16 protein-coding genes are annotated in these 23,087 nt (G+C 63.1%); 10 read left to right on the forward strand and 6 right to left on the reverse strand.

Annotated features, from left to right (window positions below; translation table 11 throughout):
• Positions 1-10: 10 nt before the first annotated feature.
• The 8 genes from hutI to UCD39_RS13400 are packed head-to-tail and all read left to right on the forward strand — an operon-like array spanning position 11 to position 7,439.
• Entirely contained in the window at positions 11-1,216 is a 1,206-nt protein-coding gene (gene hutI, locus UCD39_RS13365; RefSeq protein ID WP_330496484.1) for an imidazolonepropionase, read from the forward strand.
• 17 nt (positions 1,217-1,233) lie between these two features.
• On the forward strand, positions 1,234-2,058 hold the full coding sequence (hutG, locus tag UCD39_RS13370; protein ID WP_330496485.1) for an N-formylglutamate deformylase: 825 nt from the start codon (positions 1,234-1,236) through the stop codon (positions 2,056-2,058).
• On the forward strand, positions 2,055-3,722 hold the full coding sequence (gene hutU, locus UCD39_RS13375) for a urocanate hydratase (protein ID WP_330496486.1): 1,668 nt from the start codon (positions 2,055-2,057) through the stop codon (positions 3,720-3,722). Before hutG ends, hutU begins: the two co-directional genes overlap by 4 nt.
• Positions 3,719-4,312 carry a HutD/Ves family protein gene (locus UCD39_RS13380; protein WP_330496487.1) on the forward strand — a complete coding sequence of 198 codons (594 nt, stop codon included), beginning with the start codon at positions 3,719-3,721 and terminating at the stop codon, positions 4,310-4,312. Before hutU ends, UCD39_RS13380 begins: the two co-directional genes overlap by 4 nt.
• Positions 4,309-5,223: a transporter substrate-binding domain-containing protein gene (locus UCD39_RS13385; RefSeq protein ID WP_330496488.1), complete on the forward strand. Its 915-nt coding sequence runs from the start codon at positions 4,309-4,311 to the stop codon at positions 5,221-5,223. The genes UCD39_RS13380 and UCD39_RS13385 overlap by 4 nt, the downstream gene beginning before the upstream one ends.
• Entirely contained in the window at positions 5,220-5,930 is a 711-nt protein-coding gene (locus tag UCD39_RS13390; RefSeq protein ID WP_330496489.1) for an ABC transporter permease, read from the forward strand. Before UCD39_RS13385 ends, UCD39_RS13390 begins: the two co-directional genes overlap by 4 nt.
• A complete protein-coding gene (locus tag UCD39_RS13395; protein WP_330496490.1) occupies positions 5,893-6,663 on the forward strand; it encodes an ABC transporter permease in 771 nt (256 codons plus the stop codon). The genes UCD39_RS13390 and UCD39_RS13395 overlap by 38 nt, the downstream gene beginning before the upstream one ends.
• Entirely contained in the window at positions 6,660-7,439 is a 780-nt protein-coding gene (locus UCD39_RS13400) for an ABC transporter ATP-binding protein (RefSeq protein WP_330496491.1), read from the forward strand. Before UCD39_RS13395 ends, UCD39_RS13400 begins: the two co-directional genes overlap by 4 nt.
• Before the next feature lie 1,063 nt (positions 7,440-8,502).
• Here UCD39_RS13400 and UCD39_RS13405 read toward each other — a convergent pair.
• The 6 genes from UCD39_RS13405 to UCD39_RS28515 form a co-directional block, all read right to left on the reverse strand.
• Positions 8,503-9,201 carry a sigma-70 region 4 domain-containing protein gene (locus tag UCD39_RS13405; RefSeq protein WP_330496492.1) on the reverse strand — a complete coding sequence of 233 codons (699 nt, stop codon included), beginning with the start codon at positions 9,199-9,201 and terminating at the stop codon, positions 8,503-8,505.
• A gap of 93 nt (positions 9,202-9,294) precedes the next feature.
• Positions 9,295-11,274, reverse strand: coding sequence for an autotransporter family protein (locus UCD39_RS13410; protein WP_330496493.1), 1,980 nt, complete (start codon positions 11,272-11,274; stop codon positions 9,295-9,297).
• Between the two features lie 109 nt (positions 11,275-11,383).
• Positions 11,384-16,687: a beta strand repeat-containing protein gene (locus tag UCD39_RS13415; RefSeq protein ID WP_330496494.1), complete on the reverse strand. Its 5,304-nt coding sequence runs from the start codon at positions 16,685-16,687 to the stop codon at positions 11,384-11,386.
• Positions 16,688-16,710: 23 nt separating this feature from the next.
• Positions 16,711-17,616 (reverse strand): tetratricopeptide repeat protein, encoded by a 906-nt coding sequence (locus UCD39_RS13420; RefSeq protein ID WP_330496550.1) that lies wholly within the window; start codon positions 17,614-17,616, stop codon positions 16,711-16,713.
• A 162-nt stretch (positions 17,617-17,778) separates the two neighbouring features.
• Entirely contained in the window at positions 17,779-18,390 is a 612-nt protein-coding gene (locus UCD39_RS13425; RefSeq protein ID WP_330496495.1) for a hypothetical protein, read from the reverse strand.
• Between the two features lie 214 nt (positions 18,391-18,604).
• Positions 18,605-19,021: a helix-turn-helix transcriptional regulator gene (locus tag UCD39_RS28515; RefSeq protein WP_442943645.1), complete on the reverse strand. Its 417-nt coding sequence runs from the start codon at positions 19,019-19,021 to the stop codon at positions 18,605-18,607.
• A gap of 860 nt (positions 19,022-19,881) precedes the next feature.
• Between UCD39_RS28515 and UCD39_RS13430 the strand changes: the two genes are divergently transcribed.
• Complete coding sequence (locus tag UCD39_RS13430; RefSeq protein WP_330496496.1) at positions 19,882-20,541, forward strand: hypothetical protein; 660 nt, start codon at positions 19,882-19,884, stop codon at positions 20,539-20,541.
• Between the two features lie 13 nt (positions 20,542-20,554).
• The gene (locus UCD39_RS13435; protein WP_330496497.1) at positions 20,555-23,074 is read left to right on the forward strand and encodes a Crp/Fnr family transcriptional regulator; all 2,520 of its coding nucleotides are present in this window, start codon (positions 20,555-20,557) and stop codon (positions 23,072-23,074) included.
• Positions 23,075-23,087 lie beyond the last annotated feature (13 nt).

The following is a 23,087-nucleotide window of genomic DNA, read 5'->3' on the forward strand; positions in this document are numbered from 1 at the left end:
GAGAACGGGCATGCGTTGCGACAAGCTGTGGACAAACGCCCATTTGGCGACCCTGGCCGGGTCGCTGCCTGGGCTGGGGATCGTTCGCGATGGCGCGGTGGCCGTCCGCGATGGCCTGATCGCCTATGCCGGCGCCATCGCCGACGCGCCCGATTTCGATGCCGGCGTGGTGGTGGATTGCTCCGGCCGGTGGATCACCCCCGGCTTGATCGATTGTCACACGCACCTGGTCCATGGTGGAAGCCGGGCGCATGAGTTCGAACTGCGGCTGGCCGGCGCCTCTTATGAGGAGATCGCGCGGGCCGGTGGCGGTATCCTTTCCACCATGCGCGCCACGCGCGACGCCGACGTGGCGGCGCTGACGGCCAGTGCACTGCCCCGGCTGGACGCCCTGATGGCGGAGGGGGCGACGACGGTGGAGATCAAGTCAGGATACGGGCTGAACCTGGAGGCGGAGCTGCGCATGCTGCGCGCCGCGCGGCGGTTGGGGCAGGCGCGACCGGTCCGGATCACCACCACCTTCCTGGGCGCCCACGCGCTGCCGCCTGAATTCAGCGGTGACGCTGACCGCTATGTCGACTTCCTGTGCGACACCGTGCTGCCGGCGGCGGCGGGGGAGGGGCTGGCCGACGCCGTCGACGCCTTCTGCGAAGGCATCGGCTTCACGCCGGATCAGACGGCACGGATGTTCGCCGCCGCCGCCGCCCATGGCCTGCCGGTCAAACTGCATGCCGATCAGCTGTCCAACCTGTCCGGCGCCGCGCTGGCGGCCCGGCATGGTGCCCTGTCGGCCGACCATTTGGAACATACGGACGCCGATGGCGTCGCGGCCATGGCCGCGGCCGGCACCGTGGCGACACTGCTGCCCGGCGCCTTCTATTTCGTGCGGGAAACCAAGCTGCCGCCGGTGGACGCTTTCCGCGCGGCCGGCGTGCCCATGGCCCTGGCCACCGACTGCAACCCCGGTACTTCGCCCCTGACCTCGTTGCTGCTGGTCATGAACATGGGCGCCACCCTGTTCCGCATGACGGTCGATGAATGCATCGCCGGCGTCACCCGCAACGCCGCTCGCGCCTTAGGGCTGCAGCATGAGATCGGCACACTGGAGGCGGGCAAGTCCTGCGACCTGGCGATCTGGGATATCGAGCGGCCGGCGGACCTGGTCTATCGCATGGGCTTCAATCCCCTGCATGCGCGCGTCTGGCGGGGCAACTGAGGTGATGGACTGGTGAGATGACGGATTGGCTGGAAATCCATCGCGGCGATGCGCCCCTGGTCGTGACCTTCCCCCACACCGGCACCGACATACCGGATGGGCTGCTGGGCCGTTTCGCGTCACCCTGGCTGGCGCGCAAGGACGCCGATTGGTGGATCGACCGGCTGTACGCCTTCGCGGCGGACCTGGGGGCCACCATCATCCGGACGCGGCTGTCGCGCAGCGTCATTGACGTCAACCGCGATCCCTCCGGCGCGTCGCTGTATCCTGGGCAGGCGACGACCGACCTCTGCCCCGTGACCACCTTCGACGGTGAGCCGCTTTACGCCGGGGTTCCGCCCGACGCCGCCGACATCGCCGCGCGGCGGGCGGCCTATTTCGATCCCTACCATGCCGCCATCCGGGCTGAGCTGGCGCGGCTGCGGCGAAACCATGACGCCGTCGTCCTCTATGACGCCCATTCCATCCGCAGCGTCATCCCGCGCCTGTTCGACGGCCCCCTGCCGCAGTTCAACATCGGCACCAACGGCGGCGTCACCTGCGACGGTGCGCTGGCGACCGCCATCCACGACCGCTGCGCCGCCAGTGGCCACAGCCACGTGCTGAACGGCCGGTTCAAGGGCGGCTGGACGACGCGCCACTATGGCCGCCCCGCCGAGGGCATCCACGCCATTCAGATGGAACTGGCCATCCGGGGCTATCTCGTCGAACCCGACGAGCCCGGCCCCGGCAACTGGCCGCCCCCCTTCGATCCTGTTTACGCGAGACCTCTCGTCACGATCCTGACCGGGATCCTGAACGACTGCCTCGCCTTCGCCACCAGCCTGGGAAGGACCCTATGAGCCGCATCGACAACACCCGCGTCATCCGCCCCGCCACCGGCACGGAACGCACCGCCAAAAGCTGGCTGACCGAGGCGGCGCTGCGCATGCTGATGAACAACTTGCACCCCGACGTGGCGGAGCGCCCGGAGGAGCTGGTGGTCTACGGCGGCATCGGCCGCGCCGCCCGCGACTGGCAGAGCTACGACCGGATCGTGGAGGCTTTGACGCGGCTGGAGGCCGACCAGACCCTGCTGGTCCAGTCCGGCAAGCCGGTGGGTGTCTTCCGCACCCACCCCGATGCCCCGCGCGTTCTGATCGCCAACAGCAACCTGGTTCCGAAATGGGCCAACTGGGAGCATTTTCACGAGCTGGACCGCAAGGGCCTGGCCATGTATGGCCAGATGACGGCCGGTTCCTGGATCTACATCGGGTCCCAGGGCATCGTCCAGGGCACCTATGAGACCTTCGTCGAGATGGGCCGCCAGCATTACGGCGGCGACCTGTCGGGCCGCTGGCTGCTGACCGCCGGCCTGGGGGGCATGGGCGGGGCGCAGCCGCTGGCCGCCGTCATGGCCGGCGCCTCGTGTTTGGCCATCGAATGCCAGCGCAGCCGCATCGAGATGCGACTGAGGACCGGCTATCTGGACCATGCCGCCGAAACCATCGATGAGGCGATGGCCATCATCGAACGCAGCCGTGCCGAGAAGAAGGCGGTTTCGGTCGGCCTGCTGGGCAATGCCGCCGAACTGCTGCCCGAGATGGTCCGGCGCGGCATCCGCCCGGATTTGCTGACCGACCAGACCTCGGCCCACGATCCCGTCAACGGCTACCTGCCGGCGGGCTGGACGGTGGCGGAGTGGGTCGAGCGGCGGGAACGCGAGCCTCAGGCCGTGGCCGCCGCCGCGCGCGCCAGCATGGCGGTGCACGTCCAGGCCATGCTGGACTTCCAGGCGGCGGGGGTGCCCACCGTCGACTATGGCAACAACATCCGCCAGGTGGCGAAGGACGAAGGGGTCGCCAACGCCTTCGATTTCCCCGGCTTCGTGCCCGCCTACATCCGCCCGCTGTTCTGCCGTGGCATCGGCCCCTTCCGCTGGGCGGCCCTGTCCGGCGATCCCGAGGACATCTACAAGACCGATGCCAAGGTGAAGGAACTGCTGCCGGACAACCGTCACCTGCACAATTGGCTGGACATGGCGCGGGAGAGGATCCGCTTCCAGGGCCTGCCGGCCCGCATCTGCTGGGTTGGCTTGGGGGATCGCCACCGCCTGGGCCTGGCCTTCAATGAAATGGTGGCCAAGGGCGAGCTGAAGGCCCCGGTGGTGATCGGCCGTGACCACCTGGACAGCGGCAGCGTCGCCAGCCCCAACCGCGAGACGGAAGCCATGCGGGACGGCAGCGACGCCGTGTCCGACTGGCCGTTGCTGAACGCCTTGCTCAACACCGCGTCGGGCGCCACCTGGGTCTCGCTGCACCATGGTGGCGGCGTGGGCATGGGCTATTCCCAGCATAGCGGCATGGTCATCGTCGCCGACGGCACCCCCGAAGCCGCCAAGCGGCTGGAGCGCGTCCTGTGGAACGACCCGGCCACCGGTGTGATGCGCCATGCCGACGCCGGTTATGACATCGCCCAGGACTGCGCCCGCGCCATGGGCCTTGACCTGCCCGGTATCCTGGGATGAGCGGTGTCCGCCTGCTTCCCTCGGCCTCACGGCCCGCCCAGCCGTGGAAGAACGGGGGCGGCGTCACGCGCGAGGTCGCCCGCCAGGACGATGGCGCGGGCGACATCCTGTGGCGGGTCAGCATCGCGGACGTGCGGGAGGCGGGGCCTTTCTCCCACTTCCCCGGCATCGACCGCGTGCTGGCGGTGCTGGAAGGCCTCCTGCTGCTGGACTTCGGCGCCGGCATGGCCCCCGTCCTGGTGACGCCGGAAACGGCAGCGCACGCCTTTCCTGGCGACGTGCCGGTATCGGGAACGCCGGATGGCGGCCCCGTCACCGACCTGAACCTGATGGTGCGCCGGGGGGCCGTGCGGGGCACCCAACTCCGTTTGTCCCCGGGCCCGTCATCGCTGTCGCCCAACCCCACGGCGACCCGCTTGCTGGTGGCGGCCGGCGAGGCGCAGGTGACCTGCGGCGGCGAGACTTACACCCTCGGCCGGCTGGACGCCCTGTTGTTCGCCCCCGGCACGACAGCGCCCGTCCTGGTCCAAGCCGCCGCAGCCTGCTGGCTGGTCGATATCGTCCCCCCGGCCGGTGCGGACGAACCATGAGAAGGCTTTGGCGCGCGGGTATTGGTTTCGGACTGGCGGCGCTTTCCCTATCCGCCGCTTGGGAAGGGGCCGCAGGGGCGGAGCCGCCGCCGCCCCGGACCGTCGTCATCGGCACGGAGGGGGCCTTCCCGCCATGGAATATAACCCGGCCGGACGGCACCCTGATCGGTTTTGAACCTGATCTGCTCCAGATCCTTTGCCAGCGGGCGAACCTGCGGTGCCAGTTGGTGGCCCAGGATTGGGATGGCATGATCGGTGCCTTGCAGGCCCATAAGATCGACGTCATCGCCGACGCGTTGCAGATCACGCCGGCGCGCAAGGCGGTACTGGCCTTCTCCCTGCCGTACGCCATCACCACCGGGGTTTTCGTCACCCAGAAGGACAGCCCCTTGGCCCGCATGGCCAACCGGGGCCTCGTGCTGGATCTGGACGCCAATCCCACGCCCGAGCGCCAGACCCAGGCGCTGGCGGCCCTGCGCGAGGAGTTGCGCGGCAAGACCCTGGGTGTCGCCATTTCCAGCACCTACGACGGCTTCTTGGACAAATACCTGGCCGGCGTCATCACCGTTAAATCCTATCGCACCATGGGCGAACGGGACCTGGACCTGTTGAGCGGCCGCATTGACCTGACGCTGGATGACACCACCTACCTGCGGCCGCTGCTGGCCGCTCCCGACGCGCAGGATCTGGTCCTGGTGGGGCCGGAACTGATCGGCGGCGAGCTGGGCGCCGGTGAGGGCTTCGGTCTGCGCAAAGACGACACCGCCTTGGCGGAGCGCCTGAACGCCGCCATCCGCTCCGCCGTGGAGGATGGTACGGTGCGGCGCCTCAGCCTGAAATGGTTCAAGGCGGACGCCACCCCCACCCTGGACGCCCGGCCGGGCGCCGCCGCCGGGAGCCTCCAGCCATGATGGACGACCTCGCGCTCCTCGGCTTCGGGCCGGACGGCTGGGCGCCCCTGCTGCTGAAGGGCTGTGTGCTCACCCTGGCGGTGTCCGCCACCTCCATGGTCATCGGCACGGCGCTGGGCGTCCTGCTGGCCTGGGCCCGGCTGAAGGGGCCGCGCTGGCTGCGGCGGACGGCGCTGGTTTATGGCGTGGTCTTGCGCGGGGTGCCGGAGCTGCTGGTCATCCTGCTGCTGTACTTCGGCCTGCCGTCGCTGATCCTGTCGCTGTCGGAGACCTTCGGTTGGGAGGCGCCGGGCCTGCCGCCGCCCTTCCTGGTCGGCAGCCTGTCCGTCGGCCTGGTGTCCGCGGCCTACCAGGCCGAGATTTTCCGGGGCGGTGTCGGCGCCATTCCCCGGGGCCAGTTCGAGGCGGCGCGGGCCATGGGCTTCGGTGACCTCCTGTGCTTCCACCGCATCGTCCTGCCACAGGTGGCGCGCGTCGTTCTGCCGGCGCTGGGCAATGTCTGGCAGTTCAACCTGAAGGACAGCGCGCTCATCGCCGTCACCGGGCTGAGCGAACTGATGCGCACCAGCCTGGTGGCCGCCGGGTCGACCCGGCATCCCTTCCTGTTCTTCGGTATGGCCATGGCGCTCTACCTGGTGCTCACCACCCTTTCCAGCACGGCCTTCCACTATGGCGGCCGGTATTCCAACCGGTGGGACAGGGGCTGAGCGCGATGGGGAACATCTGACGTTCATCGGGTCGGTCACTGCGCAGCTGGTGCGCGCCGTGCCCGTGACCCTGCTGATCCTGGCGGTTTCCGGCGTCTGCGCCACGGCGCTGGCCACGGGCCTTACGGCGATGTCGGTGGCGCGGTCGCCGCTGGCGCGCCTGATCCAGCGCACCTGGACCTTCCTGTTCCGGGGGACGCCGCTGATCCTGCAGATCTTCATGATATACTATGCGTTCGCCATGATCCCCTGGATACGCCACGGCATGCTCTGGACGGCGTTCCGGGACCCTGTGTTCTGCACCTGCCTGGCCATGACCTGCTGTTGCTCGGCCTATATCGCCGAAATCTTCCGTGGGGCCTTGGCCGCCGTGCCGCGTGGGGAGATCGAGGCCGGCCGCGCCTGTGGCATGACCGGGTTCATGTTGCTGCGGCGGGTGATCGCGCCGTCGCTCATCCGCATCGCGCTGCCCAGCTATTCCAACGAAATCATCATGATGACCAAGTCGACCTCGTTGGCCAGCACCATTACGGTTCTGGACATCACCGGTGTGGCGCAGCAGGTCATCGCCCACAGTTATCGCACGCTGGAGGTGTTCTGCGCCGCCGCGGCGCTGTACCTGCTGATCAACGCCGGTCTGTCGGCCCTGCTGGCGGCCCTGGAACGCCGGCTGGATGTCGACCGCGCCGTCCCATCCATCTTCGTTCCGCCCGTCGTGGAGCCGCTGTCATGACCCCGCTATCCCCCACCGTGCTGACCGCCACCAACATCCGCAAGTCCTTCGGCGACAGGGAAGTGCTGGCCGGCATTTCGCTGGAGGCGCGGGAAGGGGAGGTCATCTCCATCCTGGGGGGCAGCGGTTCGGGCAAAAGCACCTTCCTGCGTTGCCTCAACCTGCTGGAGGTTCCCGATGAGGGCCAGATCGCCATTGGCGACGTGCAGGCGCCCCTGGCGCGCAACCGCCACGGCCGCCTGGAGGTTTTCGATGGCCGTGCCGCCGCCCGCCTGCGGACACAGACGGCCATGGTCTTCCAAGGCTTCAATCTCTGGCCTCATCTGACGGTGTTGCAGAACGTCATGGAGGCGCCCTTGCGCGTCCATCGCCGTGACCGTGATGAGGTCCTTGCCACCGCGCGGACGCTGCTGGACCGCGTGGGCATGGGCGGCTTCCACGCCGCCTATCCCAAGCGGCTCTCCGGCGGGCAGCAGCAGCGGGTGGCCATTGCCCGGGCCTTGGCGACCAATCCGAAGCTGGTCCTGTTCGATGAGCCGACCTCCGCCCTTGACCCTGAGCGGGTACGCGAAGTGCTGGCCCTGATGCGGTCCCTGGCGGAGGAGGGACGCACCATGATCGTCGTGACCCACGAAATGGCGTTCGCGCGCGATGTGTCCAGCCGGGTGGTGCATTTGATGAACGGGCGGGTCGAGTCCAGCGGCCCGCCCGCCCAGATGTTTGGGCCCGACGCGTCCCCGGCGTTCCGCGCCTTTTTATCCCCCGCAGCTCTTTGACAAGGCGCCGCGTTCCCCTTCAAGCCCCTATGCCGTGGCTTATTGTGTCTGAAGAACCGCCAGGCGGCCATTCGCCGTGCGTCACCATCCCGCAGCGACAGGATGGGGGTGATCAGCGTTAATTGGCGCGCAGCTTGGATGCCGATCGGCGCGGTATCCGTTTGATTTTATTGAAGTCGGTGGGGTCAATTGATCGCGCTGATTTACACGCAGGGACCGCGTGAGATGGCTCCGCCCCGTCAAGGTAGCGATATCCGAGGGCAGCCGGAGGCGCAAGTAGAGCCCGTGACGGCGCTGAATGACATAGGGAATGGTGGACATTTTTGACCTCCGCAGCGCGTGTCACATCCGTGTGCCACGCGATTTTTCCAGCGGAGGCTGACACACCAGCAAATCAGGCGCTTAGGCCGGATTTGGCGTCCCCTAGGGGAGGTTTCGCCGACCGAGGCCCAAGGGATTGAGTGCCTTGGCTATTTGGATGCCAGATTTTGTGGATCGGCGTGTATCACGACTGTATGCCACGTCAGGCACCCGCCGCAAGCGCCGCCCGCCATGTTGGAGTTCATCTTCGTCCCCTGTGAAGATTGGCCCGGATCAGATTCAATTGAGCCGATCAGGGCCAATCTTCACAGGGGCCTCCGTCATGTGTGGGACGGATGGTGGCGGACTTGCGCCTCGGCAGGTGCGCCAGGTTATCGCTTACATTGAGGAGCATCTATCGGAACATATCTCCGTCAAGAAGCGCGGTGAGGTCGTGCGAAGGAGTGCGTCGCACTTTTGCCCGGCATTCAAGTGAACGATGGGCGAGATGCCCTATAGCTTCATTTTCGGCAGCGAACGGTCCCGACACAGATGATGCCGCCCTAGCTGGCAAGGCATGGCATGTCTGCTCGCGTTGAACCATACGTTGGAGCCAAATCAACCCCGGTTCGTTTGCCTGATCCGGAGGACGCTTGGTCAAGCAGCAAGCTACGGCTTTCGAGTAACTTCACGACATCCTGTTTGAACACGCATGTGCAGGCGCATGGCCGGATGGGCAGGCCATTGATGCCCGCCCTCGTAGCTATTTCTTGACAAATTTTCCACCCCGCGGACCCCGGCGTGATGCCGGGAAATGTCGGAATATAAGTGCGTGAGCGTTGCCCTCACTTATTCCCAGCTCTTCGGCGATGCGCTTGTAGCTGTAGCCGCCGCGGAGCATTTCCTGAATTTCTGACAATCTTTCCTTCATGGAATCTGGATTATACTTTCTCATATTCGGATAGAATTGGCCTATCACATTTCTTATATAGTATTCTGATATACCGGCCTCCTTGCTTATTTCTTTGTATTTTTTTCCAGAAGCGTACATTTCACCTATAAGTTTTATTTTTTCTTCATCTATATTGTTTGTTCCGCCATAGCCTCGTATATTGCGATAAATGTATTGTCGTACTGTTCCAATTTTTTTGCCGAGAATATTCGCTATTGATGGAATGGTCTCACCAGAACTTAGAAGCATTTCGATGTCAATTTTAATCTCTAGCCATTTAGAGTAATGTTTTTTTGATATCTCCGGGAAATACCAATTTATGACGATCGAAATATAGCTGGGACTCATATTGATGGCCCGCGCGATCCGATCCATAGAGTATCCCTCTATATACATTTCCTTAATTATCATGATAGTGTCAGAATTATGGCGAATTTTCCCCTCTGGAATATCGCACGACACCGTGTTGTGGGCCAATTCTGCATTTCCAGATTTTGATGGGTTCACCATAACCTAATTCCTCGGTTATTATTTTGGCAATGGCTGCCATCCTCCGAATTCTCATTGATGTTTAGGAAAATCATCATCCCAACTCGGAATATATTACCAAATGAGCCGGAAGCCGGCGGTGAAGACGTGGTCGGTCTCATGCCGGCGCAGCGTGCCGTCGTAGTTGGCGTAGAGGTTCAGGTTGTTGCCTTCCTGCAGGGTCAGCCCGCCGCCGATGCCCAGCGCGTTGGCGCCGGTGTCAGGGCCGGTCACCGCGAAGCTGGTGCCCGCCAGCGCGGCCTGGCTGGTCAGCGCCCGGTCGCGGAAGTCGTGCAGCCAAGCCGCCCGCAGCGCCGGGGTGATCACCGTGCCGCCGTCCGTCTTCCAGCTGGCCGAGGTGCGGCCGCCCACGCTGCTCTGCAGGGCCGTGGCGTCCAGGTCCTGCAGCACCAGGTTCAGGGCGCCGGCGCCCGTCTCGGTGAAGCCGTCGCGGCCCACCTTCAGCCACTGGATGCCGGCCTGCGGCTCCAAGGTCAGGTTGGACACCCGCACTCGGTAGCCGGCCGTGACACCCGCCGACAGTTCGTCACCGGTGGTATGGCCGAAGGCCGTGCGGCTGAGACTGCCAAAGCCCATGGTCCGCGCCGTGTCGTACTGGTCGTAGGTGTAGCCGGCGTTGCCGGTGACGAACAGGCCGTCCCCCAGGTCGACGTTGCCATAGGCCGACAGGCCATAGCTGCTGGTCTCATTGGACCCGCCCGAGGTGCTCTGTAGTAGCACGCCGGCCAGGCCCAGGGTCACGCCCGGCGCCACCGTGCGGTCGCCGCCGAACAGGCCGCCGCCGGTGTTGCTGTGCCCGCCCGCGGCGTTGCCGTCGCTGTCCACCCGGGTGAACGCCCCCAGGCCCTGGGCCCAGAAGTGCCAGCCCTCCTCCGGCGCCGAGCCGGCGGCCACACCGCGCTCATCCTCCACCGGCAGGGCGTCACCGCTGCTGGCCATGCTGGTGTACAGCGTGCGGCCGACCAGCTGCGCCTGCATCGTGCCCTGCATGCCGCCCGCCACGCCATCGCGCACCGCGGCCAGGCGCTGGCCCAGCACCTGGGTGGCGGCCAGGCCCCGGTTCAGGCTGTAGGCGACGATGTTGGCCTGGCTGCTGCCGCCGATCTGCGCCAGGGCATCCAGCGACGCCCCCACCGTGGGCAAGCCGTACAGCGCCTTCAGCACGGCGTTGAGGTCACTACCCACCGTTGGCGTCAGCCCGGCCACCACGCGCCCCATGGTCTGCTGGTTGGCGCTGACCCCCAGGCTGGCCAAGTTGCCGTAGGTGGGGGTGACGTACAGGTCGACGGCGTTGCTGCCGTACAGCGCCGTGAACTGCGTGCCGGCCAGCAGCCCGCTGCTGGGTTGGGTAATGCCGGCGAAGGTGCCGGAGACGCCACCCGCCGCTTGGACGATATTGAAGTCCGTGCCCAGGCCCGGGGTGTAGGTGTTGGTGGCCTTCCCCGATATCCCCCGCAGGTTGGGCTGAAGCACGGCACCGGAACCGATGACGTAGCTGCCGCCCGTGACCAGGACGCGGGAGTAGTTGCCGTAGCCGGCCCCGGTGCCCGTGCCATCGATATCGATGGACAGCACCGACTTGGCCGCCTGGGTCACACCGTTAGTGAAGGTCAGGGTCCCGGGCGAGTTGCCGGGCGCCAGGATGCCGGACACCGAGGCCTGGCCCGTCACCACACCGGACCCGCGCAGGGCGCCGCCGGATCCGATGGCGACATTGCCGCTGATAGTGCCGTTCATAGACACCTTACCCGCATCCACCGTTACCGACTGGCTGATGGTGCCACCCGCGTCCACCGTCATCACCGGCGTGGCGCTGGCGATCTGCGAGGCCGAGACCGTGGTGCCCGCCACCTGCACCGGCGCGTTGACGTTGCCCGAGATCGACAGGCTACCGCCCGTGACCTGCACTGGCTGGCTACTGACGATGGTGCCGCCGCTGGCCAACGACACAGTACCGCCGCTGACCGCCACCGGCGCCGTGATGGTGCCCGCAACGTTCACGCTGCCGGCGCTGGCCGTGACCGACTGTGTCACCACGCCACCGCTGGCGATCGAGACGGTGGCGCCGGCGCCCGAAACCGAGACCGGTGCCGCGATCGTCCCCCCACGTTCAGCGAGCCTGCGCTGGCGGTCACGCTCTGTGTCACCAGGCCGCCGCTGCTGATCGAAACCGTGGCGCCGGCGCCTGACACCGAGACGGGTGCCGCGATCGTCCCCCCACGTTCAGCGAGCCTGCGCTGGCGGTCACGCTCTGTGTCACCAGCCCGCCACTACTGATCGAAACCGTGGCGCCGGCACCCGACACCGAGACGGGTGCCGTGATCGTCCCGCCAACGCTCAGCGCGCCGGCGCTGGCGGTCACGCTCTGTGTCACCAGCCCGCCACTGCTGATCGAGACGGTGGCACCGGCACCCGACACCGAGACGGGTGCCGTGATCGTCCCGCCAACGCTCAGCGCACCGGCGCTGGCCGTGACCGACTGCGTCACCAGGCCGCCACTGCTGATCGAGACGGTGGCGCCGGCGCCCGACACCGAGACGGGCGCCGTGATCGTCCCGCCGACGTTCATCGCGCCGGCACTGGCGGTCACGCTCTGTGTCACCAGGCCGCCACTGCTGATCGAGACGGTGGCGCCGGCGTCAGTGACCTGCACTGGTGCCGCTACCACACCGGCAACATTCAAGCTGCCACCGGAGACCTGCAGCGGCTGATCGCTCGCGACAATGCCGCCACCGCTGATGGACAGCGAACCGGAAGATACCTGGATGGAAGTGGAGCTGTTGACGATACCACCGCTGCCCACCGCCACCGTGCCGCCGCTGACCGCGACCGGGGACGTTACCGACCCCGACACGGCCAACGAGCCGCCGCTGACGTTCACCGTCTGGGTGCCGCTGATGGTGGCGCCGCTGCCCAGGGTGATGGAACCGGCGGACACCTGCCCGACGCTGGCGTTGCCGCCGCTGATGTTGACCGTGCCGCCTGCGACGGTGCCCAGCGTAGCGGAACCGCCCCCGATGTTCACCGAACCGCCACTGATGGTGCTCAAAGTCGGCGTGCCGTCTGTTACTGTGACCGTTCCACCAGAGACCTGGCCCACGGTAGACGCCCCGCCGCCGATGGTGGTGGATGAGCCCGAGCCGAGGGTTCCAATCGTCCCGCCGTTCAGGCTGCCCAGCGTGACAATCAGGTCGGTCAGGCCCCCGACGACCGTTGTCATGCTGCTCAGCGCGTGGCCTGGAGCGACCACGGTGTATCCCGAATAGGCGGAAGACGCATCGCCAGCGGCGACGATGGTGTAGCTCTGGCCATCAACCAGGGAATAGCCCGCGCTGGGGTTCAGGATGATGGCGCCGCCGGTCACGGCGGCGGCACCGCTGACTTGCAGACCGCCATAGCTGTTGGCCGAGGCCACGTTGACCAGCAGGGCGCTGTCGCCGCTCTGTGCGTAATTGCCGGTGATGCTGACCAAGCTGTCCAGCCGCAAGGTCGCGCCAGCGGTGTTGGCGACTGTGTGGGTCCCCACATTGATGGCCATATTGGTGCCCAGCGCCACATTGCCGCCGGCCAGCACCACGTCACCTCCGGTGTTGGTCAGTGTGGCCGTTCCGTTGGAGCCTGCCGCGAACGTACCGAAGATGGAACCGGCGCCGCCCACGACCGTCAAACCGCGGGCCCCTTGATTCAGGACATTGCCCGCGATCAGCCCACTGTTGGTGATGGTATCCAGGAGACCAGTCCCGGTATTGCGGATGGCGGCGACACCGCCGAAAATTGTGCCGCTGTTGATCAGCGCGCCGATCGTTCCGGCGTTGAGAATGCCCGTTTGACCGCCCCGGATCAGTCCCGTATTGGTCAGCGTGCCAATGATCGCCGCCGCCCCGCCGTTATCCAAACCGATGCCTGCCGTCAGGTTCCGCTCCGTGCCTCCCAAAATGGTGCCATTGTTGACCAGAACGCCGACGGTGCCGGCCGCCGTTCCTGCCGCAATAATGCTGGTCGTGCCCACGTAGGTGCCGTTAACGCTGTCGAACGTTGACGTCATGATCGTCTGCATGACGTTGGCCTCCGCATTGGCCACGCCTGTCAGCGCGCCGGAGATGAGGCCGCTGTTGGTCAGCGTTCCCAGGGTGCCGCCGGCTTTGCTGAGGACCGAGGAATGGAAATAGGTGGGCTGGCTTTGCGACGTGGAGATGGCGGATTGGCCGACGTTGGCGACGCCGGTTCCCGCGACACCGACGATCGTGCCGCTATTGTCCAGAAGCCCCATCACGCCCGCATTGGCGACCCCGGCCAAGGTGCCGTTGATTAGGCCGCTGTTATGCAGAACCGGTACGCCGCTTGTCCGAACGGATGTGGTGGTAGCTTGGACGTTGTTGGCCAGCGTCACGGAAACGACGGTAAGTTGACGCGCAAGAATGCCCGTGCCACCGCCGCTTATCAGGCCGGCATTGTCGATGGTGCTGATGGTGCCACCAATCCCGATTCCATCGATCGTCCCGGTGGCGGCGTTGAATAGTGCGTCCAGCGTCTGACGATTGCTGACATTGACGCCGATATTCCAGGCGGACGAGATCAGGCCGGCATTGACCAGGGTCCCGACGCTGCCCCCTATCCAGATGCCGGAATTCAAAGCACTAATAGTGCCACCCGCCCGGTTGTCTATGGCTCCAACGACAGCACCCGATCCGTAAATCTCGATGCCACCGCTGATGGCGCCGCTGTTGGCGATGGTTCCGATGCTGCTGCTGGTGTTCACGATGCCTGCGGCACTGGTGCCGTAGGCCCCCACCGTGCCGCTGATATTGCCGATGGTGCCACCCGCCAAATTGATGATGGTGTCAATTCGTGCCTGAGACGATTGCACCGCGATGCCAGCGTAGGTCAAACCGGAGATTACACCGCCATTGCTGAGCGTGCCGATGGTGCCGCCGCTTAACTGCAGCCCGGTATTGCCGCCGGCGATGGTGCCCGCCGCTTGGTTGATCAAGTTGGCCACATTCCCGGCGGCGGTTAGGCTCCCGTAATTATGCATCGAGAGATAAAGGCCCTGGCTGTAGGTGCCTGTGCCCTTTATCAGGCCGGCGTTGTCCAGCGTGCCGATGGTCCCGCCGCCCAACTGAAGTCCGTTATTGCCGCCGGCGATGGTGGCGCCGCTGGTGTTGACCAGGCTACCAATCGTCCCCGGCATCATTCCCAGCAGCGTGGAGGTCGTGCCACTGTAGGTGAAGAATGCACTATCGTAGAGACCAATGCCTGTGCCCGAGCCGCCAACGATCGACCCGCTGTTCGCCAGCGTGCCGATGGTGGCCCCACTGATCTGCAGGCCGTTATAGCCGCCGACGATGGTGCCCGTCGCTTGGTTGATCAAATTGGCCACAGCGCCAGCGGCAGTTAGGCTCCCGTAATTATACGTCGAGAGGTAAAGGCCGGAGCTGAAGGTCCCTGTGCCCTCGATCAGGCCCGCGTTGTCCAGCGTGCCAATCGTCCCGCCACCCATCCCCAGGCCGTTGCTGCCACCCGCTATGGTGGCGCCGCTGGCATTGACCAAGCTGCCAATCGCCGCTGATACTGCCCCCGTGAATGTGGAGGTTGTTCCGTTGTAAGTGTAGAACGCGTTTTCGTAGACGCTAATGCCGGCGTTTGAGTTGCCAACGATTAGTCCGTTGTTCGCCAGTGTGCCGATAGTGGCACCACTCAATACGAGGGCGGAGTAGCTGCCAGCGATGGTACCCGTCGCCTCGTTAGTGAGGGTGGCCACGCCGCCGATAGCAGCCACTGTCCCGTAACTATAAAAGGAGAGGAAAAGGCCTTGGCCGAATGCTCCCGCGCCCTTGATGAGGCCTGCGTTGTCTAGCGTGCCGATGGTGCCCCCATGCAATTGCAGGCCGTAACTTCCACCGACAATGGTGGCGCCACTGGCGTTGCCCACGCTGGCGATCACCCCGGGCACCATTCCCTCCAGCATGAAGATTGTGCCGTTGGGGCGGTAGAACGCGTTGTCGTAGACACTAATGCCAGCGCTCGAGCTACCAACGATAAGTCCGCTGTTCGCGAGCGTGCCGATGGTACCGCCACTCAACTGGATGCCGGATTTTCCGCCGGTGATGGTACCCGTCGCTTGGTTGTTCAAGTTGGTCACAACACCAGCGGCTACTGTCGCGTAAACATCAAAGGGGAGATAAAGGCCCAGGCTTAAGGTGCCAGTACCTTTGATCAGGCCCGCGTTGTTCAACGTGCCGATGGTGCCGCCACTCAGCTGCAGGCCGTATTCACCACCTGCGATGGTGGCGCCGCTGGAATTGCCCAGACTGGCAATCGCCCCTGGCACCATCCCCAGCAGCGTGGAGGTTGTCCCGCCGATAGTATAGATAGTGTAGAATGTCTCGTCAGAGACATTAATGCCTGCGCCCGAACCTCCAACGATGAGTCCGCTGTTCGCCAGCGTACCGATGGTGCTGCCGCCCAATATGAGGCCAGATCTGCCGCCAGCGATGGTGCCGGTGTCGCCGTTAAGCAGAAGTCCGAGAGTGGAGACTTGATGAGTTGCGAAACCGGAGCCGACGTTTACGCCGGTGCTTAAAGACCCGCTGGCGCTAATCATGCCGGCGTTAAGGATGGTGCCTGCGGAAATGCCGCCAAGCCGCAGCGCCGTATTGCCCGCGGTGATCGTGCCACTTTGCTGATTGCTTAAAGTGCCCAGGCTGCCCGACTGCACAGGAAGCGCAACAGAATTGTAGAAGAACTGGGACTGTCCCACGTCTATGCCGACTATCGACCCTTTAATGACGCCGGCATTGCGGACCTCGCCGACATCGCTGCCCAGAAACTCAGTACCGAAATAGCCCGCTATCGTAGCGTTGGTGTTGTTGACCAAGGTCGATAACTGCCCACGGGAAAAGAGCCATGTGTTGTAGTCGAGAGTCTCTGCGCCTGGAGTGACCTGCAACCCGGAACCGGCGGTGCCTGCGATCAGCCCGCTATTGACCAAGGTACCGATGCTGCCGCCTTGTGAGGCTATTCCTGAATAGTAACCCGTAATCGTGGCGTTTGGGCCATTGGATATGGTCGCTATTCTTGTTCCCGCTGCCACACCGGATATCAATGAAGTGTTCAGCTCTATGCCCCGGCCCTGGGCGATGGAGGCGTTGCCGCCGCTGATCAGCCCATCATTATTGATGCGGCCGAGGGTCGCGTTACCGAATAGAAGCAGGGCGGGGTGCCCACCGTAAAAGGTGCCCCCGTCGGTTAGCGTCCCTGTGCCGGTTATAATGACGTCGCCGCCGGTGGGCGACAATGGGCCAACGATGGAGGTGGCAATGGTGACGTCAGCCCGTGCGACACCGGCCATCAGGGCTGCCACGATCGCGACCGCCGACGAGCCCGCCAATAGCCCCCGTGTCCGCGCAGCCAGACCCGTTTTCCGCTTCGACGTATCGATCAACATGCCCATCCCCCAACGATTGGCGCTTAGTAATAGTAGGTGACGATTGTAGGTGTCAGCCAACTTTGATAGACAGCCTTGGCCCAATAAAGCGCGGTTTCAGCCGCAAGAAGGCCGAGACGTCGCTGATAATCTTGCTGTTCTTTTTGTGCTTGTTGTACTTGAGCAAGTAAAATCCCCGCATCCTTATCCCCCCCGCCAGCGGCAAGGGTCAGCCATCTTTCCGCCTGCGGAAGGTCTTGCCGCATGGTGTCCAGTCCGGTCATGCACAAGCGGCCCAAGGCCGTCTGCGCCTTGACCATGCCGCCTTGGGCTGCCTTGGTCATCAGCTGGAATGCCTCGTAAAGACCTTGCCGTGTGCCGATGCCCCGGAAGGTCAGCAGGGCCAAGTTGTACTGCGCGTCGGGCACGCCCAAATCGGCCGCCCGTTTCAAATATTGAACGGCCAGTTGATTGTCTGGCGGGAGATCCCGGCCGGTCAGGTACAACATTCCCACGTTGAAGGCGGCGGCGGGATGGTTGCTATCCGCCGCCTTGAACAGCAGCTCCAGACCCTTTTGCGGGTTACGTGGAACCCCGGTTCCGTCCAGGTACAACTGTGCCAGACGGTATTGAGCCCAAGTGTGGCCCGCCGCCGCCGCTTGGTCGTAATAGCGGGCAGCGGCGACTAGGCTCTTGTTCACGCCACCTAGACCGTAGGCGTAGATGAGCCCCAGTTTATAGGCGGCGGCGGGTTGGGTTGATGCCTCGGCCTGGAGCGTGGCTAGCGCCTCGCCGCGGTAGGTGTCACTGTCGTCGGCCGAGGCCGGGCGCGGAGGTTCTGCCGGCAGGAAGCTGGCGGTCGATCGGTCGCGATCACCGCAACCGGTATCATCGCAGATGCGTACCGTATTGGTGGTGGACGGTGGGGGGGCCGCGCAGCTCCCAACCACCGCCAAGGACGCCACCATCCATCCTGCCGCTGGGCGCATCACTGGCCTTGGGCCTTCAGCAGGCCACCCGTGCCGGCCCCGCCTGCGATTTCCCGTTGTTTGTAGTTGCGGACCGCGATGACCATCTGGTTATAGGCATCGACGAAGGCAGCGACCGTGGTCTTACCTTCCGGCGTCCGTTCGAACCCGCTCAACTGACCGGTGGAGGCAGCCCCCACTATTTGGAAGATGCCGCCCAAGTCCGTCGTGGTGGCTGTGCCAACGGCCGCCGAGATTCTGGGTGCGGGACCGGATGTTCATCAATGTCAGCGTTACCTCAGCCTGGCGCTTGCTGACATTGCCGACCATGGAACCGAGCACTCCGCCCATCATCCCGCCAACGACCTTGTACGTGCTGTTGCTGTCGTTGATGAATTGGATGGCGGGCTGCAGAAAGTAATCGGCCATAATCGCTTGGTTTTTGCCGACGTTGGAGCCGATGCGGTATTCGCCGTCACGGCCCTTGTCCATCATCCGCGTCATGGCGTCGTCGAGATCAGCGTTGCCCATTGACGTGATCTCGAAGCAGTTGGACTGTGAGACCATCACCCTGATCAGTGGTTCAATGGTGGTCAACTGGGTGGATCGGGTGAATTCACCCCACCAGGCCGCCCGGCGGGAATCGTCGATGGCCAAGGTGCCCAACGTCTGGGGGCACCGTTCAATGACTTGGGAAGCATTGACGCTTGTCGCGCCCGCTGATGCTCCGCTTACGGGGCCGGTGCTGCCGCCCATGACGGTGCCTTGGCTAGCGCAACCGCCTGGACCCAGTACGGCTGCGAGGATAGCGATATGGCACATTGCGGCGCGTAATTTAATTAGCATAAGCCCCTCCAAGATATTCCAAGCATTGGAAAAATACATATGTGAATTAAATAATCCGAATTTTGTAATAATTATTAATTATATTTAATATTGACTCTCAATATAATCATTTATGGATCAATCTTTACTGTATTTTCGGCATCATCGATATGTCGGCCATTAGACGAACAATATCTTGCTGCCTTGCGAGTCCTGTCTTTGATAGGATATTTTTGATATGAGTTCTTATTGTATTCACGCTAGATTTTCTATGTTTTGCGATTTTATCGATGCTCATGCCTGCGTATATACAATACGAAACTTCCGCTTCAGAATTTGATAGAGAATATATCTTTCTGATGTTTGAAATTATTTGTATTTTCCTGATATTTATGCTGTCATGATACTTTGGGTCGTAGATAAATGTCGCGTATAATTCCTGATTATTGTGATTGTACTTCTGGATGCTTATTATGTAGAAACCAGAATCGTGCGGATGGCAATCCAATATGGTTACCTGTTCAGATGGCCTGGTTTCTATAAAATGGTTATAGACGCTCATAATCTTTTTACCATTTACAATTAAAGTCCCGCTCTTACGAGATATTATGTTACTGGCTGAAAATATTCTGTCGGACTCGTGATTTTTATATATGATACTTCCATCTTTTTCGGTTAAAATTATTCCTATTGCCAGATGATCAAGTATCCTATTGGCGCTCACAGCCTGTTCCTTCAATGGCGTGACATCAAAATAAACTCACGTATTGTTCAGCAAATTAAATTTTGCTCCTTCTGTAAATGTTGCGGCGTAAAATGTTATATTTATATATTCGGCCAATTGATTGTTGATGACGTGGTTGTGTTGTCATGTATTATTATTCGATGTTTAGAACGAGGCGCTCAGAAAGGTGGTTTTGCTTGTGGCTGAATTTCAGGGTGCAGCGTGCTCTAACTCGAGTGTGAGATGCATTTGATGCTGACGCATCACCCATATGGGGTATTTTTCTAACTATTTTGCTGTGCCTTATTGCAATGGCATGTCTCCTATGCGTTAGCGGGCGCTGGCGCCGAAAGGGCTGTCCTGGCGCCGGTCATCGTAGGTCTTGGGGAGTGCTGGCCGGTCGTTGAAGCCGCCGTTATATTCGGGGAAATGGGGGCCGCTTTATGGGTACGCGTTCACAGAAATTAGAATTTCTGCAAGAATCGCGTACCGGAAGGATATGGTCGCGCGAGCAGAGCCATATGTCTGGCAAGCCCCAGCACTCCCGGCAACGGTGAAGCAGCCCGGGGGGGACAGCCGATTTTGCGGATCACACATCCCTTGCGGTTTCCCATTGGTATTGTCAGTACGCGACCGCGTTCATGAGGCTATAATTTGTCGGCGACGGCGCCTTTGCCCTGCTGCCTGCCAGATATAGAATGGCCCTCATGCCCCACCACCCACTTACCCTCGGCATCACCGGCCATCGCCCAAATCGCCTGGCGTTCAACCGGCTGAGTGCCCTGGCCGGGGATGTGGGGGACTTGCTGGATCGATTGCGCGACTTCGCTCCCCCAGGTAACTCGCTCACTCTGGTTTCCAGCCTAGCCGAAGGAGCGGATCGGATTGCCGCCTCGGCCGCGCTGGCGCGACTTGTCGCCTTGGTTTGCCCCCTTCCGTTCCCTATTGACGAATACTGCCGTGATTTTGCCGATGCGGCCTCTGTAGCGGAGTTCCACAGCCTGTTGGCGCGCGCGAGAGAGGTCGTCATCCTGCCTGGGCGCAGGGACGGCACCGCGACGGCCTACGCCTTGGCTGGAGGGTGGATGCTGGACCATGTGGGCCTGCTCATCGCTATCTGGGATGGCGGCGCCAGTGCTGGGGCTGGTGGAACCCGCGACCTGATCGGCCAAGCCCTGGCGCGTGGAATTCCTGTGATCTGGCTACATGCCACGGAAGAATTTCCGCCAAGACTGTTACGACCTCAGGTCGGGGTGTCTTGCAACGAGGGCGAGAATCTTGATAATTCAACCCTTAGGCTTTTGCTGGCATCTTGGACCGCGTTGACTGACGATGGGGGGCAGGACGCCGCTTTCTGATGGAGTTTGCCCAGTGCCGCCGCCGACTGAACTCCATTGCGTGCGGCTAACGACACTCAACAAATCGGCGACACGTGAGGCACGTGGCCTTTACTTCCAGTCCTGCCCCTTGCTGGCGGGAAGCAGCCGCGAGACCCTGGCGGACCTTGTCTCTGCATCCGATCTTGTCGTCTGCCAACCCGGACAACTGGTTTTCGCACAGGGCCAAACCGCCGGTCCCCTGGTGTTCGTCGTTTCGGGCATCATTCAGCGCCGTGCGGTTCCCGCAGGCCATGAAGGGCAGGCGATGACAGCCTTGGGGGGCGGCATCCTGCCCCTGGATGAAGAAGCGCCTTGGCTACATCTTGGCCTCCATAGCGCTCGCCCCCTGGAAAGCGGCATCCCCAACGAGCTGGTTTGCGATACCGATCTGATCCCCCTGGCCACCGCTGCGGCGATCGTGCCCCGCCATGGGGCATCCGCGCTGGCCGTCGGCGATACGGTGGTGGCCGCGATTACCAGAGAGGCATTCGCCCAGTGTTTGGAACGCGAGCCCGCTGTACGCGACCGACTGGCGCGCGTGATCACCGAACAGTTCCGTCGCGCCCAAGGCTTGGCCGAGGATCTGGTGGTGCTGAAGGATGAAAGTCACGTCCGACTGGCCCGGTTGCTGTTGGACCTCTTTGATGCCGCCGCGGAGCCGCTGAACCCAATGGGCAAAGCTAGCCTTCCCAAGGGTGTCCTTCAGCAGCATCTGGCGACGGCCTTGGGCCTATCGCGCAAGCAGGTCAACGACGACCTGGGATTCCTGAAGGACTTCCGCGCGTTGGCGAATGGCAGGGCGTCGCGGTTGACCCTGCTTGACCGAGGGCGGCTCGCCATGATCGCCGCCTTCCGGCCGGCCGATGATCTGGATGATGGTCCTACGCATGATCCGGCGGATGACCGCGACAACGACGCCCACATCTGGTTTGAGGAATTGAGAGAAACCCTGATCGACAAGGCCAATCTTCTATGGGCCCGCCAGGTGGCGGAAAAGGCAACCCGCTATCATCCGCAATCTCGCAAAATCGCCCATCTTCAAATCCTGGCGCATCTACGGGATGGGGCATTGGATGCGGCGGAGCGGCTGTTGACACGGGGTCGGAAGTTTACCATGGACGACCCGGTCGAGGACTACGCTGCTCTGACCCCACGGCTCCTGAAGGATCGCAGCTTCCAGTCGGCCAACCCGGAGAAAAGCCAATTCTTGGCCTTACAGTCAGCGGCGGGGTATCGCTCCGTTCACCAACGGACGGGGGGCTATTATACCGGTATCAACGCTGCCGCCATGCTTGTTTGCGCGGGCCGCGCCGACGACGGGCGGACACTGGCGTCGGAAATCCTGCGCCAGTTGCCGGAGGCCAGCGGCTATTGGCCGCTGGCAACTCGGGCGGAGGCCCTAGGCTTGCTCGGCCAATTCGATCAGGCGGCCACCGCATTGGCCGAGGCGATCAACCAGCCTGATGCCCAGCCCGGTACCGTTGCATCAACGTTCACCCAATTCTCCCGGCTCCATTCGGCCACCCAAGATGAAGGATGGCGCACCCTGATGGGGGTGTTCAAATTACCCCCCATCATTGCCCTCTCCGCCGTGCCGCCTGGGGCAAGCTGGGCAGCTAGCCCGGAATTATTCAGCTTGGTCAAAAGCTTGAAGCCCAGTGCCGTGTATATGGGTGGGCTGGGCTGGGGCCGGGACATCGACTTGGCGGAGCAATTGCTTGCCGACGGGCATACCGCCGTGTCCGCCATTATTCCCGAGCCCCCCACGGCGTATGAAACTCGAACCATCCGGCCTGGGGGCGGGAATTGGTCGAAGCGTTTCAATGCCTGCAAGGGCGCCATCAATCTGATGCGTCTATGCCCAAAAGGCCTGGATCCCGAACAGCCGGTCAATTGGCAACGTCAGACCAATCGATCGGCGCTGGGGCTGGCTCTGGCCGCCGCGCGCCATCAGGAACGTCCCTGTTTTCTGGTGACCGGGGATGAAACAGTTCAGGCGGACCGGTTAAGCAGCCCTGGCGAGAGCCTCCGTACCGAGTGCCTGCCCGCTTGGGCTGCTCCCGACGATCTTACCGCCGGCTTTGTTGCCTTGGTCCGCGTGATAGCGGAAGGCGACCTTGATGCGATCGTCACCGGTCTGCCAGGGGAGGGGGTGACCAGCCGCCGGCAACTCGGCGCTAGCATAATAACGTGCCACCCTTCCGTGACTGGGGCTCTGGACACAGCTTTCCAGGTGCTGGATCGAGCGCTCTGGTCCGGCAGGCGGATCTCGATTTGCTGCGACATCGGCACCGAGGCCGACTGGCATGCCCCCGAAGCCTTCCTGGCCAGTCGGATCATGACGCAGAAGGCGCCGCCGCCGGGAGACATCAAAGCAACGGCATTTTTCCTGGCCGAGCTCGTTTTGCTGAATCGCCCCGACTTGTCCTTCAATCCCTCCGGCCAATACCCGAGTGACAACAAGCCGAGTCACCCCCAACTGTGGACGATACGGCGGCAAACTGCGGCTTAGCAGGATGCGGAAA

Source organism: Nitrospirillum karajorum (assembly GCF_036348415.1).
Lineage (GTDB): Bacteria > Pseudomonadota > Alphaproteobacteria > Azospirillales > Azospirillaceae > Nitrospirillum > Nitrospirillum amazonense_B.